The 14,946-nt window shown below is 73.1% G+C and carries 11 protein-coding genes; 9 read left to right on the top strand and 2 right to left on the bottom strand.

Annotated features, from left to right (window positions below; all coding sequences use genetic code 11):
• The first annotated feature begins 104 nt into the window (after positions 1-104).
• From A2CP1_RS15620 to A2CP1_RS15600, 5 genes are all read left to right on the top strand, one after another.
• On the top strand, positions 105-419 hold the full coding sequence (locus A2CP1_RS15620; protein WP_012634160.1) for a hypothetical protein: 315 nt from the start codon (positions 105-107) through the stop codon (positions 417-419).
• Between the two features lie 76 nt (positions 420-495).
• The gene (locus A2CP1_RS15615; protein WP_012634159.1) at positions 496-882 is read left to right on the top strand and encodes a DUF488 domain-containing protein; all 387 of its coding nucleotides are present in this window, start codon (positions 496-498) and stop codon (positions 880-882) included.
• A gap of 229 nt (positions 883-1,111) precedes the next feature.
• Positions 1,112-2,395: an IS1182-like element ISAde2 family transposase gene (locus A2CP1_RS15610; RefSeq protein WP_041450530.1), complete on the top strand. Its 1,284-nt coding sequence runs from the start codon at positions 1,112-1,114 to the stop codon at positions 2,393-2,395.
• 788 nt (positions 2,396-3,183) lie between these two features.
• Positions 3,184-5,529, top strand: coding sequence for a multiheme c-type cytochrome (locus A2CP1_RS15605; protein WP_012634157.1), 2,346 nt, complete (start codon positions 3,184-3,186; stop codon positions 5,527-5,529).
• A 315-nt stretch (positions 5,530-5,844) separates the two neighbouring features.
• Complete coding sequence (locus tag A2CP1_RS15600) at positions 5,845-7,116, top strand: alpha-amylase family glycosyl hydrolase (RefSeq protein ID WP_245529799.1); 1,272 nt, start codon at positions 5,845-5,847, stop codon at positions 7,114-7,116.
• A 7-nt stretch (positions 7,117-7,123) separates the two neighbouring features.
• Here the strand turns inward: A2CP1_RS15600 and A2CP1_RS15595 are convergent, their stop codons facing one another.
• On the bottom strand, positions 7,124-7,882 hold the full coding sequence (locus A2CP1_RS15595; RefSeq protein WP_245529798.1) for a phosphatase PAP2 family protein: 759 nt from the start codon (positions 7,880-7,882) through the stop codon (positions 7,124-7,126).
• A 90-nt stretch (positions 7,883-7,972) separates the two neighbouring features.
• Between A2CP1_RS15595 and A2CP1_RS15590 the strand changes: the two genes are divergently transcribed.
• The 3 genes from A2CP1_RS15590 (at position 7,973) to A2CP1_RS15580 (ending at position 12,008) form a co-directional block, all read left to right on the top strand.
• Positions 7,973-9,679 (top strand): class I adenylate-forming enzyme family protein, encoded by a 1,707-nt coding sequence (locus A2CP1_RS15590; RefSeq protein WP_012634154.1) that lies wholly within the window; start codon positions 7,973-7,975, stop codon positions 9,677-9,679.
• A 159-nt stretch (positions 9,680-9,838) separates the two neighbouring features.
• Positions 9,839-10,294 carry a cytochrome c nitrite reductase small subunit gene (nrfH, locus tag A2CP1_RS15585; RefSeq protein ID WP_012634153.1) on the top strand — a complete coding sequence of 152 codons (456 nt, stop codon included), beginning with the start codon at positions 9,839-9,841 and terminating at the stop codon, positions 10,292-10,294.
• 40 nt (positions 10,295-10,334) lie between these two features.
• Positions 10,335-12,008, top strand: a complete 1,674-nt coding sequence (locus A2CP1_RS15580) for an ammonia-forming cytochrome c nitrite reductase subunit c552 (RefSeq protein WP_012634152.1) — start codon at positions 10,335-10,337, stop codon at positions 12,006-12,008.
• A gap of 75 nt (positions 12,009-12,083) precedes the next feature.
• Here the strand turns inward: A2CP1_RS15580 and A2CP1_RS15575 are convergent, their stop codons facing one another.
• Positions 12,084-12,620, bottom strand: a complete 537-nt coding sequence (locus tag A2CP1_RS15575; protein WP_012634151.1) for a cupin domain-containing protein — start codon at positions 12,618-12,620, stop codon at positions 12,084-12,086.
• 195 nt (positions 12,621-12,815) lie between these two features.
• Here A2CP1_RS15575 and A2CP1_RS15570 point away from each other — a divergent pair, with 195 nt between their 5' ends.
• The gene (locus A2CP1_RS15570; protein ID WP_012634150.1) at positions 12,816-14,930 is read left to right on the top strand and encodes a TolB-like translocation protein; all 2,115 of its coding nucleotides are present in this window, start codon (positions 12,816-12,818) and stop codon (positions 14,928-14,930) included.
• Positions 14,931-14,946: the final 16 nt, after the last annotated feature.

Here is a 14,946-nt window from a genome sequence, read left to right as displayed (position 1 = left end):
CGCACCCGGGCGGCCGCCTTGCTCCGGGCGCGCGTCGATCGACCGCGCAGGAGCCCTGCACTCACAGTGGTAAGCCAGGATCGAACCGTCTCCGGGGGGAGACCATGCAGATCGATGCGATCCGGGATGCGCTGGACGTCCGCGTGGGGAGGACGTTCGGCGCGAACGACGTGCGGCGGCTGCAGGAGACGATCGAGGTGCTCGGTCCGTTCGCACGCCTCAGCGTCGACTTCGGCGCCGTGCGGCAGTGCGACGACGCGGCGCTGGCGCGCTTCGCGAGCCTGCTGGCGTGGGTGCCGGGCGCGCAGATCTCCGTGCGCGGGCTCACGGTCCACCAGTGGCGCCTGCTCACGTACCTGGGGGTCCACCCCGGAGACGCGGAGGGCGCCGCCGCGACCGCCGGCGCCTTCGGGCCCTGACAATGAGTCGCCGCGCACCGCGACGCGACCTCTCCGGTCGCTGCACCGCGCCGGCGCGTCCCGGTAGGCTGGCGCCATGGCGATCCGCATCGTCCGGCTCGGGAGCCCGCGCGCGCGCGGGGAGGGGCTTCGCATCGGCACGGTGCGCCGCCCGCCCCGGGGCGTCGCCGCGTCGCGCTTCGCCGCCGACGACTGGTACGACGTCTGGTTCCCGAACCTGGCGCCGACCGTCCCGACCATGAAGCTCGCGCAGGCGGCGCGGAGCGAGCGCGAGTGGGCGGCGTTCCGGCGGCGCTTCCGCGCCGAGATGGCGGAGCCGGCGGCGCGACGGACGCTCGACCTGCTCGCGGCGCTCTCGCACGGCGCGGACTTCGCGGTCGGCTGCTACTGCGAGGACGAGGCGCGCTGCCACCGGTCGGTGCTGCGCGAGCTCCTCGGCGAGCGCGGGGCGCGGCTGGCCTGAGAGCACGTGAACCCATCCCCTCCCGTCGCCGCGGCGGCCGATCCGCGTCGCATCGCGTCGTTGCTCCTCCCTCACATGCCTCGGGGCATGCTCGGTCGTCGCGCCTCGCGCTGCTCGCGTCTCGACCGCCTGGCTCGGTCCGGGGATGGATTCACGCGCTCTGAGAGAGCGTGAAGGAATCGGCCGGTGCCCCATGGACTGTGGCCGCCGGCCGTGATCTTCTCGGGGCGTGAGCGAACACGAGGCGCCGCGGGTGGTGAGGCCGGTCCGAAATCAACTCTCGCTGCAGCCGACGGACCTCGAAGCGCTGGTCCCGGACGAGCACCCGGTTCGCGCCATCTGGACGTTGGTCGAGCGGCTGGACCTGTCGGCGTTCTACGACGAGATCGCGTCGCGCGGCAGCAATGCTGGGCGGCCAGCAACGGACCCGGCGGTGCTGCTCGCGCTGTGGCTGTTCGCCAACTCGGAGGGCGTGGGGAGCGCGCGGTTGCTCGAGCGGCTGTGCGAGCGGGACGCGCCCTACCGCTGGATCTGCGGCGGGGTGCCGGTGAACCACCATACGCTCGCCGACTTTCGCGTGGAGCACGGGAAGAAGCTCGACCGGCTCATGACGCAGGTGCTGGCCGCGCTCATGAAGGAAGGCGTGGTGCAGCTCCGGCGCGTGGCGCAGGACGGGATGAAGGTCCGGGCGAGCGCCGGCGCGGCGAGCTTCCGGCGTCGTCAGTCACTGGAGCGCTGCCGCAAGGAAGCCGAGGAACAGGTCCGAAAGCTCAGGCGCGAGATCGAGAGCGATCCGTCAGCTTCGACGAAGCGTGTGCAGGCTGCGAAGGAGCGGGCCGCGCAAGCTCGGCTCGATGCCGTCGAGGCCGCACTTGCGGAGGTCGAAGTCGTCGAGAAGCAGCGCGTCGAGCGAGACGAGAAGAAGCCCTCGGACGCGAGGCGTCGCGGCGAGATCCGCGTCAGCACCACGGACGCGGAGAGCCGCGTGATGAAGATGGCGGACGGTGGGTTCCGGCCCGCCTACAACGTGCAGTTCGCGACGGACGAGAGCGGTGTCATCGTGGGCACCGACGTCACGAACAACGGTACCGACCAGCCGCACGTCGTGCCGATGCTCGACGAGATCCGGCGCCGAACGGGCGAGACGCCACGCGAGTACCTGGTCGACGGTGGCTTCGTGACGCTCGACAACATCGAGGCCATCGCAGAGCGGGGCGCGACTCCGTATGCGCCGCTACCGAAGCCGAAGAGCAAAGCCGTCGATCCGCACGCTCCGAAGCGCAACGACACACCTGCGATCGGGGCATGGCGCGTGCGGATGGGCACAGAGGACGCCAAGCGCGTCTACGTGCAGCGCGGCGTCCTCGCCGAGAGGACGAACGCAGATCTCCGTGTGCACCGGCGACTCGACCGGCTGAACGTCCGAGGGCTGGTAAAGGTGAAGACGATCGTGCTGCTCGCCGCGATCAGCTTCAACATCATGCGTCTCATCGCGAGCAGACTCTCGGCCTAATCGCCTCCGGACGGGACTCCCGGCGCCGGACCGAGCTCCGCCGGCTGAACGAGCCCTCCGACGCCCCCGCGTCCCCGAAGGTGGGCGCGTCTCGACCCCGGGCGCCTGCCCGCGCCGCACCCGCAGCGCGGACGGATTACTTCACGGTCCCTGAGAGCACGTGAACCCATCCCCTCCCGTCGCCGCGGCGACCGATCCGCGTCGCATCGCGTCGTTGCTCCTCCCTCACATGCCTCGGGGCATGCTCGGTCGTCGCGCCTCGCGCTGCTCGCGTCTCGACCGCCTGGCTCGGTCCGGGGATGGATTCACGCGCTCTGAGGGCGCGCGCCCGCCGACCCGGTGCGCGCCGGGGCGCGCGCTCCGGCGCGCGGTGGGGCACCGGACGTTCACGGTGGGTCCACACAACGTTCACGGTGGGTCCGCCGGACGTTCACGGTGGGTCCCCACAACGTTCACGGTGGGTCCGCCGGACGTTCACGGTGGGTCCATATGCCGCGCGGCGTCCGGCCGCGCGCCGCACGGCCGCGGGCGCGGCGCGGCGGGCGTCCCGGCGGCCGCGCGACGGCGTCAGGTCCCGTCCGCGGGGCCGTCGAACCTACATCGCGGCACGCGCGCAATGATCTTCGTCAAGCGGAATTGGGCCATATGGCGCAAAGGCCAATAAAAGACCCGGGCATGTTGTCGCACGCGCCCTGCCGCACGGGGAACTCCTGCGGCGCTTTGGTAGGGTCCCGCCCCGAGGTCAGCCAAACGGGCCTAGGCCCGCCAACGTGGAGAGGTTCAACACAATGCACAAGTGGACGATGCGGACGACCGGCGCGCTGCTCTTCGCCGGCGTGCTCGCGATTGCGGGGTGCTCTGGCGAGGACGGCAAGACCGGCCCTCAGGGTCCCGCCGGTCAGGACGGTCAGCCGGGCGCGCCCGGCCAGCCCGGGCAGGACGGCCAGGATCTGGTGGCCAGCGCCAAGCCGGAGTCGTGCGCCGTGTGCCACGGCAACGCCGGGGCGCAGCACCAGGGCATCTACAACCAGTACACCGACGCAAGCCAGCTGAGCGTCGTCATCAACGGCGTCTCGACGGTCGCGAACGCGGGCGGCACGAACTACACGTCGACGATGACGTTCACGGTCACCAAGAACGGTGCGCCGTACGTGGACGCCGGCCTCGCCGGCCTCGACCAGAAGCGCTTCTACGCGACCACCTACGACAGCGCGACGCGGAAGTTCGTGACCGCGTTCTCCTACGGGAACATCACGAGCCAGGGCAACGGCGTCTACACCGCGTCGTACGCGACGGCCACCTTCCAGCCCGAGCTGTCGAACGCCCAGGCCTATGCGTACGTCGCCGACGGCCCGCTCTCGACCGAGGGCATGCAGCTGTACACCGACGTGTCGAACACGGGCATCGCGTACGGCGACGCGAGCACCTACGCGTCCACGGCCAACGTCGCGGGCTGCGAGAAGTGCCACGGCGCGCCGTACCTGAAGCACGGCTACCGCGCCGCGGCCGTCGCCGGCCTGCCGGACTTCGCGGCCTGCAAGGCCTGCCACACCGACGAGTCCGCCGGTGGCCACGAGGGCTGGCAGCTCCTCGCAGACGACCCGGCCGCGTACGCGGCGCAGGGCGGTACCCCGACGGCCGAGCAGAAGGCGAAGTACGCCTACAAGAAGACCGTGATGAACGACGTGCACATGTCGCACGCGATGGAGTTCGCCTACCCGCAGTCGATGGCGAACTGCGTGACCTGCCACGCCGGCAAGCTCGACCGCGTCCTCACCGCCGCGAACTTCACGCTCGCGACCTGCAAGAGCTGCCACCCGGTGACCGGCGTGAACGGCGACCCGAAGCGCGCCCCCGCGCTGAAGGACGTCATCCCGGCGGCGCCGTACCACCCGACCGACCTCTACACGACCGCCGTCGCCTGCAACAGCTGCCACAAGCCGCAGGCCGAGGGCGGCTTCGCGCCGGAGTTCGCCGCGGTGCACGGCGGCTTCAACGCGCAGATCTACGCGAACGCGACCACCAAGCACTCGAGCACCTTCACCTCGAAGGTCGACTCGGCGACGTTCGACAGCACCACCAACACGCTGACCGTCAAGTTCAGCGTGGTCGGCGCGGCCGCGGGCGCCATCGTGAAGCCCACCGTCGTGGTCGGCCTGTACGGCTACGGCACGAAGGACATGCTGGTCAGCGGCCACAACTCGCAGGCGGACGGCACCGCCAACCTCGAGTACACCGAGGGCGCCACCCAGCGCGGCGATCCGACCAAGTCGTCGAACAGCGCCCGCCTGACGCTCGCACCCGCCGCGGCCACCGCCGGCGTCACGCAGTGGACCGCCACCGCCGACCTCACGCTCTGGTCCGACCTGATCGCCCAGGGCGCGGTGAAGCAGGCCGAGGTCGCGTTCCTGCCCACGGTCGGCGCCAACCAGGCGGCGGCGGTGAGCGCCACCAACGCGGCCATCGCGGTCGCCGGCACGACGGCCACGGTGGACCTCGTCAACGGCACGCAGGTCGCCGACGCGGACGTGTACGGCAAGAAGCTCGTCAGCGCCGACAAGTGCAACAAGTGCCACGAGGCGCTCGGGACCACGTTCCACAACCCGAACTACGGCAGCGCCGGCGTCGTCGCCTGCCGCATCTGCCACACGCCCCGTGACGGCGCCTACCACCTCGAGATGCAGTCGCGGTCGATCGACTCCTACGTCCACGCGATCCACTCGATGCAGCCGTTCGACCTGTCCAACATCGACTTCTCGAACCCGGTGGCCCAGCTGCGCTACGGCCACCACGTCGAGTCGACCTACCCGAACTTCACGATCCTGAACTGCGAGTCCTGCCACGAGGCGGGCACCTACGAGGCTCCGGATCAGTCGAAGTCGCTGCCGGGCGTCCTCTCGGCCGCCGCGACGCCCAAGAACTGGGATCGCAACATCGGCAGCGTCCCGTCCGTGGTCACCGGCGCCGGCGCCCGCGCCTGCGGCTCCTGCCACCGTGCGGAGCTGATCAACGAGGACGACGCCGGCCGCCTGGCGGCGTTCGACCAGCACACCGCGACGTTCGGCTTCGAGGTGCAGAACGCCTCGGGCGTGTTCGACGCGGCCGTCGCGAAGATCATGGCGCTGTTCAAGTAGTCGTGGCGGGCGGGGCGGGCTCCGGCCCGTTCCGCCTGCCATGAGGCAACCGGGCGAGGCGAGCGCATCCTGCTCGCCTCGCCCTTCTCGTCTCCGGGCTCACGCGCTCCCTGGAACACCGCCGCGCCGCGCGGCGTTGCTCAGGGGATGCGCGCCCGCCCGCTCCACCCTCCCGCTCGCGGTTCCGCGGGCTCGACGCGAGCGCCTGCCGGGAGGGCGCGCGCTCCCCTGGCCGCCCTGCTGGCGCTCCTCTGCGCCGGACCGCTGCGGGCCGGCGCCGACGTCCGGCCGGATCCGGAGTGGTACCGCGGCGCCGTGGTCTACGGCGTCGTCTCGCCGCGGTTCGGCCCCGAGCCCCTGAAGGCGGTGACCGCGCGGCTCGACGCCCTCCGCGAGCTCGGCGTAGACGCGCTCTGGCTCGCGCCGCTCAACCCCACCGACGATCCCGGCGACGTCAGCTACGCCATCACCGACTACTTCGGCCTGCGCGCCGACTTCGGCACGCCCGAGGACCTCCGCACCCTGGTCCGCGAGGCACACGCCCGCGGCCTGCGCGTGCTCCTCGACTTCGTCCCGAACCACACCTCGGTCGGCCACCCGCACCACCTCGACGCCGCGGCGCGAGGCCGGGCCTCGCCGTGGTGGGCCTGGTACGATCGCGATCCGGCCGGCCGAGAGACGCACTACTTCGACTGGAAGCACCTGCCGAACCTCGACTACGGCAACCCGCTCGTCCGGCAGATGATGCTGGACGCGTTCGCGTACTGGGTCCGCGAGTACGACGTGGACGGGTTCCGCGTGGACGCGGCCTGGGGGATCCGCCGGCGCGCGCCGGCGTTCTGGGGGGCGCTGCGCCGGCGGCTCGACGCGGTGAAGCCGGGCGTGTTCCTGCTCGCGGAGGCGAGCGCGCGCGACCCGTTCTACGTGCGGAACGGCTTCGACGCGGCGTACGACTGGACCGGCGAGCTCGGCCACTGGGCCTGGGAGAAGGTCTTTGACGATCCCACGCGCATCGGGCCGGCGCTCGACGCCGCGCTCGCCTCCCGCGCGACGCCGATGCACCGGGTGGCGCGCTTCCTCAACAACAACGACACCGGCGAGCGGTTCGTCACCCGCCACGGCCTCGCCATGACGCGCGTCGCGGCCGTGCTCCTCCACGCGCTGCCCGGCATCGCGGTGGTCTACACCGGCGACGAGGTCGGCGCCGAGTTCCAGCCGTACGAGGAGGGGCCGCCGGTGTCCTGGGTGGACGCCCACGGCCTCCGCCCGCTGTACCGGCGCCTCGCGGCGCTCCGCGAGGACCTACCGGCGCTCCGCCGCGGCGCGTACCGGCGGCTCGCGGTCCCCGGGCACCCGGAGGCGTTCGCGTTCCTGCGCGACGCGGGGCCGGCGGGGCGCGCGCTGGTGGTGCTCAACTTCGGGGGCCCGGCGCGGCTCCGCCTGCAGGGCCCGGCGGGCCCGCTGCCGGACTGGGACGCGATCTCGCAGCGACCGGTGGCGGTGCGGCGCGCGGGCGCCGGCACCCTGGAGGTCGAGCTGGGCGCGCAGGAGGCCGTGATCCTGGTGGACCGCGCCGGCCGGCGCTGACCGCGGCCTACGCCTGCTCCGACCCCGGGCCGCTCCCCTCGGGCGCCGTGCCGCGCGCGCGGCGCCGGTCGAGGAGGTCCGCCGCCAGCCAGCAGGCGACGGCCCAGCTCCCGCCGACGGCCCACCCGGCGATCACGTCGGTGGGCCAGTGCACCCCCAGGTACACGCGGCTCGCGCCGGTGAGCGCGGTGGCCCCCAGCGCGCAGGCCATGACGAGGAGCTTCATGCGGCGGCGCGGCAGCACGCGCGCGAGGAGCGCGCCCAGCGTCAGGTAGACCACCGCCGACATCATCGAGTGGCCGCTCGGGAAGCTCGCGGTGTACACGTACGATCCGTGCGGCACGAGGTCCGGCCGCGGCCGCGCGTAGCCGTGCTTCAGGAGCAGGCTCAGCACCTGTCCCCCGGCGATCGCGACCGCCAGGAGCAGCATCGAGCGCGGGCGGCGCGCCATCCACAGGAACAGCGCGGCCGCGAGCGAGACCAGCGTGAGCACGGCGGTCCCGCCCAGCGCGGTGAGGTCGCGCCCCATCTCCTCCACCCAGCGCGGGCCGAGCGGCTCGGACGGATCGGCGGGATCCCGCAGCGCGAGGAGCACCGCCCGGTCGAGGGAGCGGACCTCGTCGTGGCGGATCGCCTCCGCCAGCTCGAGGAAGAGCCAGAGCCCGCCCGCCGCCACCGCCACCAGCGCCACGGTGACGAGCTCTCGGGCGCGGAGCAGGCGCCGGAGCGGCGATCCGGGTGGCCCGTCCGGGCGCGCGCCTCGCATGCGCGGCATCTTCGCCCCGGTCCGCGGCGAAGTCGACCTCGCGCCCGCCGCGCTCGCCCGGCCGGGCGGTTTGCGCTAGAACGCCCCGCCATGAAGACCGCCGCCCAGGACCAGGCCTGCCGCGACCGCGCGGCGCGGCTCCCCGAGAACATCGCCGACCGGGTCGCCGAGCACGCGCGGCGTGCCCCCGGGGCCATCGCGCTGCTCGAGCACAACACCGGCGAGACCGTCACCTGGAAGCAGCTCGACACCGCCGCCGACGCGTTCGCGGCGCGGCTGCTCGCCGCGGGCTACCGCAAGGGCGACGTCGTCGCCACCAGCCTGCCGCTGCTCAAGGAGCACGTCTTCCTGCTCGTGGCCTGCTACCGCGTCGGCGTGATCCTGGCGCCGCTCGACCTGCGGCTGCGCGCGGGAGAGATCCGGACCGCGTTCGAGAAGCTCCGTCCCAGGGGCTACTTCTTCGTCGGCGCGCCCGCGCTCATGCCGGTGCTCCAGGAGGTGGTCGGCAAGTTCCCGGGGGTCCGCCACTGGGTGCAGTTCCAGAAGGACCCGGAGGGCATCCTCCCCGGCGCCACCTGGGCGAAGGACTTCACCCGCCGGATCAAGCTCGACTACCTGAAGGCGAGGCTCCTCGGCACGGTGCGGCGCGCCCGCGCGCGCGTCGGCAGGCGCGACGGCTGCCTCATCATCTTCACCACCGGCTCGACCGGCTCGCCCAAGCCGGCGCTCCTCTGCCACGAGAGCATCCTCGTCCAGAACGTCGGGCTCACCGTCGGGTTCGACCTCCGCCCGGACGACCGGCTGCTGGTGAACCTCCCGCCCTCGCACGTGGGCTGCACCACCGAGCTGCTCGGCACGGCGCTGTACGAGGGCATCACCTCGGTGCTCCTGCACGTCTTCGACGCGCTGAAGAGTCTCGAGGCGATCGCCGAGCACCGCGTCAGCGTGGTCGGGCAGATCCCCGCGCTCTTCAACGCAGAGTGGAGCCACCGCCGCTACGCCGAGCTCGACCTCTCCAGCCTGCGCGCCGCCATCTACGGGGGGCAGGGCGTGCCGCGCGCGTTCCTCGACCGGCTCCGCGCCATGGCCCCGGAGATCGGCACCGGCCTCGGCCTCACCGAGACCTCCGGCTTCTGCACCTACACCGCCGTGGGCGCGAGCGCCGACGACCTCGCGGACGGCATCGGCTTCGACTCGCCGCTCTGCCCCGTCTCCATCCGCGGGCCGATGACCGCGGACGGGCACGCCGGCCCCGAGCTGCCCGCGGGGACGGTGGGGGAGATCTGCTTCTCGGGCCCGCAGGTGTTCCTCGGGTACCTGAACGACCCGGCCGCCACCGCGCAGGCGGTCACGAAGGACGGCGTCTGCTACACGGGCGACCTCGGCAGCTACGACCCGGCGCGCGGGCTCCGGCTCGCCGGCCGCGCCAAGCTCGTCATCAAGCCGAAGGGCTTCCAGGTGTTCCCGGGCGACGTGGAGAACCACGTGGTGTCCGCGCTGCCGGGCAAGGTGGCTGCGGCGGCCTGCGTCGGCGTCGAGCACGCGCGCTGGTCGGAGGCGATCGTGCTGTTCGTGGAGGAGGCGCCCGACGCCACCGTCACGCCCGAGGACGTCCACGCTGCGTGCCAGGGGATCGCCTCGTACGCCCGCCCGAGCCACGTGGAGGTGGTGTCCACCGGGACGCTCCCGCTCAACCGCGTCGCCAAGGTGGACTACGTCGTGCTGCGCGAGCGCGCCCGCGAGCTGGTCGAGGGTCTCCGGCGCGAGGGGAAGTGGGACGCGCGGGCCATCCGGTGAGCGCCACGGCCGCCCGGCGGCCGGCTGGCCACCCCGCCGGGGAACCCCTGCGTCCCTTGTGCGCATCCCCGATTGAAGTACCCAGCTCCGGGCGCAATCCGCGCTAACGTGCGCCAATCGCGAACGTGCGCGTCGCCGGAGGGCGACCTTCGAGGGTCCATGCGAACGAGCCGCGGAGTGTCCGTGTTCCCGCTGTCGCTCGTGCTGGCGGCCACCGCCGGGCTGGCGCTCGGGCTCGGCGCGTTCGCGTTCGACTACGCGAAGGGCTCCTCGTACCTCGGGAACGACCCGAGGACCTGCGCCAACTGCCACGTGATGGAAGGCCACTACGCCGGGTGGCTGGCGGGCACGCACCACGCGGTCGCGACCTGCAATGACTGCCACACGCCCGCCGCGTTCATCCCGAAGTACTGGGTGAAGGCCACCAACGGCTATCACCACTCCATGGCATTCACGATGGGTGGCTACCCGGACGCCATCAAGGCGCGCCCCGAGAGCGCCGAGGTGGTGGAAGACAACTGCCGCCGCTGCCACGCCGCCGTGGTCGAGGACATCGCGCACGGGGGCGACGTCTCCTGCGTGCGGTGCCACCGCAACGTGGGCCACCTCCGCTGATCCGCCCGTCCGCCCCGCAGCACCGGAGAAGGAGCACGCAATGCCCGCCGAGACCCAGCCCACCAAGAACCGCGCGCTGCTCATCGCGCTCGTGGCCGGGGTGTTCGCCCTGGTCGCGGTGGGCGTCGCGATGCTGCTGGTGAACATCAGCGAGAAGAAGTCGGAGGCGCGCTTCTCGTACGTGCGGGTGGTCGAGGTCGGCGAGGACGACACCGACCCGGCCAAGTGGGGCAAGAACTGGCCGCGCGAGTTCGACGACTACAAGCGCACCGCCGAGCGGACCAGCACGAAGTACGGCGGCGCGATCGGCACCGCCGAGGGCGAGATGGCGCCGCAGAAGGCGGAGCGCGACCCCTGGCTGAAGCGCGTCTTCGCCGGCTACCTGTTCGCGGTGGACTACCGCGACCGCCGCGGCCACGCCTTCATGCTGAAGGACCAGGAGATCACGAAGCGCAACATCCCGGGCGAGGGAAAGCAGTCCGGCAACTGCCTCCACTGCCACGGCTCGATCATGCCGCTCTACCGCAAGCTCGGGAAGGAGGCGGCGCCGCAGGGGTCGCCGGCCGAGCAGCTCCAGGCCGGCCTCGCGAAGGTGGCGGAGATGGGCTACTGGGACGCGCACAAGGCGCTCGAGGAGATGGGCGGCGGCAAGGCGCACCCGGTCTCCTGCGTGGACTGCCACGATCCGGCGTCGATGGAGGTGCGGGTCTCGCGCCCCGGCTTCATCGCCGGCATCCAGAAGCTCGCGGCGGGCTCGGCGGAGGTGCCGCACCTGCCGTCGATCGACCGCTGGCGCAAGGGCGACCGGTCGAAGCCCTACGATCCGAACCTCGACTCCACGCGCCAGGAGCGCCGCGCCTACGTGTGCGGGCAGTGCCACGTCGAGTACTTCTGCGGGAAGGGAATGACGCTGCTGTTCCCGTGGGCCGAGGGGCTCAAGGTCGAGAACGCCGAGCACCTCTACGACAACCTGCAGGTCAAGGGGCAGCGCTTCAAGGACTGGGTGCACGCCGAGACCGGGTTCGAGGTGCTGAAGGCGCAGCACCCCGAGTTCGAGGTGTGGAGCCAGGGCATCCACGCCCGGAGCGGCGTCACCTGCGCCGACTGCCACATGCCGTACAAGCGCGAGGGCGCGCAGAAGTACTCCGACCACTGGGTCCGCAGCCCGCTGCTCCAGCCGAACCGCGCCTGCGCCACCTGTCACCCGCTGACCGACGACGAGCTGAAGGCGCGCGTGCTCGGCATCCAGGACCGGCACTTCGCGCTGCTCACCCGCGCCGGCAACGCCGCGGTGGCCATGATCGACGCCATCGTGACGGTGCGGAAGCCGTACGACGAGCGGAACCTCGCCGCGGCCACCGCCAAGGCGAAGGACACGCTCGGGAAGCAGGACGCGTTCCAGAAGGCGCCGAAGGAGGAGCAGGACAAGAAGCTGGCGGCCGAGGTGAAGGCGAACCTGCTCGCCTCCTGGCGCGAGGTGATCGCGAAGACGCCGGCGCTGCAGGAGCTGGAGAAGCTGCAGCGCGCCGCGCAGTGGCGCCTCGACTTCGTGGCGGCCGAGAACTCGATGGGCTTCCACGCGCCGCAGGAGCTGGCCCGCATCCTGGGCGAGTCGATCGACCTCTCGCGCGAGGCGGAGGTGAAGGCCACGCGCCTCGCCGCCGGGACCACCGCGTCCGCGGCGGCCGTGCCCGCGTCGCAGCCGGGCAGGTAGGGACCAGCGCGCCGGCGCCGCTCACCGGTCGCGGTGCACGAGCCCGGGGGCGAACGCCGGCGCGCGCGTCGCAGTTCAGAGGATCGGGCAGCCCGGCGGCGCGTTCGCGTCCCCGCGGCGCCGGTTGCGCTCGCTCGCGGGCACGAGCTGGACCGCGACCGTGGCCGCCTTCTCGGCCGTGCTCTCGTTGCGCAGCACGTGCACGTGGTCGCCGCCCTGGTCTACGAAGACCTGGCCGGCCGAGTAGGTCCGCGGCGTGCAATCCGCGTCGTACGCGGTGATCGTCCCCTGCGTGACGATGATGAGACTGTGGCCCGGGTGCGTGTGCCACCCGGTGGTCGCGCCGGGCTCCCAGGTGTTCGTCTGGACGAACAGGAACGACGGCCCGCGTGTCTTCTGGAGCGACAACCAGAGGTTCGCCTGGGCGCTGCCCGCGACCCCCTCCGGAAGGATGACCCGGTTCAGGACGTCCACGTCGTCCTCCAGGAGCCCGCTCGCATAGGTACTCCCGGTGAATCCCACCTGCCCCGTGGCGCCCGCGCCCCCGACGAACAGCAGCGCCCCCATGGCCAGCCAGCCGATCACCCGCATCCAGTTCCAGCTCGTTCGCATGTGTGCCCTCGCTCGCGGCCCGGAGGAGCCGCTCGAGGCGAGGGTGGCCGGCGCGCCGAGCGCGCGCAAAGCGCGAAGCGCGGCGCGGGGGCGAACGCCGCAGAGTGCCGCGCGATGCAGTCGATTGCGGCCTCCACCGGCCCGCGACTAGATACCGGTCGCCGGACGCTTCATCCGTCACGCGCGGGAGCGCTCATGCCCGACTCGACTCCCACAGGGTCCTCCGGCGCGGCGCGGCCTGCGTCGGACCGGCTCGAGTCCTGGAAGGAGATCGCGACCTACCTCCGGCGCGACGTCACCACCGTGCAGCGCTGGGAGCGGCGCGAGGGCATGCCGGTGCACCGGCACGTCCACGACAAGCTCGGGTCGGTGTACGCGTTCCGCTCCGACCTCGACGCCTGGGCGCGCCGCCGGAGCGCCGGGGCGGCGGGCGGAGGAGCGGTCGACGGCGCGGTCGAGGAGGAAAGCGGTCGCGGTCGGGTGACCGGCCCCGCGGCGCTCCCGGTCGATGCCGGCGATCGAGAGCAGGCGCCGGGCGGGCCGCCGCTGGGCGCGGCGCGACCCTGGCGCGGGGCGCTCCTCGCGGCCGGCATCTCCGTGGCCGCGGCGATCGGCGCGGGCGCCACCTGGCTCCTGCAGCGCCGCGCCGCCTCCGCGCTCGATCCGCTCTCGGGCGCGCGCTTCGTGCCGCTGACCGACTTCGGCGGCGTCGAGCAGGCGGCCGCGATCTCGGCCGACGGCCGCTTCGTGGCGTTCCTGTCGGACCGCGCCGGGCGGGTGGACGTCTGGCTCACGCAGGTCGGCTCCGGGCAGTTCCAGGACCTGACGCGCGGGAGCGCGCCGGAGCTGGTGAATCCGTCGATCCGGACGCTGGGCTTCTCGCCGGACGGCGCGCTGGTGACGTTCTGGGCGCGCGGCCGCACCGGCTCGAGCCCGCCGGACATCGGGATCTGGGCGGTGCCGCTGCTGGGCGGTCCGCCGCGGCCGTACCTGGAGGGCGCGGCGGAGTACGCCTGGACGCGCGACGGCACGCGCCTCGTCCACCACACGCCGGGGCCGGGGGATCCGATGTACGTGAGCGAGGCCGGCCGGCCGCAGGACGCCCGCCGGATCTTCTCGGCGCCCTCGGGGCTGCACGCGCACTTCCAGGTGTGGTCGCCGGACCAGGCGTTCATCTACTTCGTGCAGGGGGCGCTCCCGGACCGCCTCGACCTGTGGCGCATCCGGCCGGACGGCAGCGCGCCGGAGCGCCTGACCCACCACGACGGCGTGGTCAGCCATCCGGTGTTCGCCGACGAACGGACCCTGCTGTACCTCGCGACCGACCCCGACGGCTCCGGCCCGTGGCTGCACGCGCTGGACGTCGAGGGCAGGGCGACGCGGCGCGTGGCCACCGGCGCGGAGCGGTACACCTCGCTCGCGGCGAGCGCCGACGGTCGGCGCCTGGTCCTCACGCAGGCGAGCCCGAAGCGCACGCTCTGGCGCGTGCCGCTCGGTCCGGACCACGCCGACCTCGCCGCGGCGAGCCCCATCCCGCTGACCACCGGCAACGGGTGGTCTCCGCGGCTCGGCCCCGGATACCTGGTCTACCTGTCGGCGAAGGGCGCCGGCGACGGCCTGTGGAAGCTGCAGGACGGCGCCAGCACCGAGCTCTGGAGCCAGCCGGGCGCGCGGATCGCCGGCGCGCCCGCCGTCCGGCGGGATGGCCGGACGATCGCGTTCTGGACGCGAGAGGGTGGGCGGACGCGGCTCCGCGTGGTGGACGCGGACGGCACCGGGGGGCGCGTCGTCACCGACGCGCTCCAGCTCTCCGGCGCGCCGGCCTGGATGCCGGATGGCCGATCGATCGCCGTCGGCGCGATCGTGGAGGGTGCGCCGCGGCTGTTCCGGGTGCCGCTCGACGGCGGCGAGCCCGCGGCGCTGGTGGCCGAGCCGTCCGCGGATCCGGCCTGGTCTCCGGCGGGCGATCTGCTCGCGTTCACCGGCGCCGACGTCGGCACCACCTTCCCGCTGCGGGCGGTGAACGCCGACGGCAGCGCGCACCGCATGCCTCCGCTCACGCTGACGCGGGGAGCGCGGCACGTCGCGTTCCTTCCGGACGGGCGGTCCATCGCGGTGCTCCGCGGCGAGATCCGCCGCAAGCACCTCGCGGCGGTGGACCTCGCGTCGGGCGCCTCGCGCCGGCTGGTCGTGCTGCCGCGCGACTTCGACGTCGGCGACTTCGACGTGTCCCCGGACGGCCGCGAGCTGGTGCTGGAGCAGGTGCAGGAGCGCTCGGACCTGGTGCTCGTGGAGCGCCCCGGGCGGTGAGCCGGCGGCGGCGTCG

The organism is Anaeromyxobacter dehalogenans 2CP-1 (genome assembly GCF_000022145.1).
Taxonomy (GTDB): Bacteria; Myxococcota; Myxococcia; order Myxococcales; family Anaeromyxobacteraceae; genus Anaeromyxobacter; species Anaeromyxobacter dehalogenans.
This window is presented reverse-complemented; position numbering and strand designations above follow the sequence as displayed.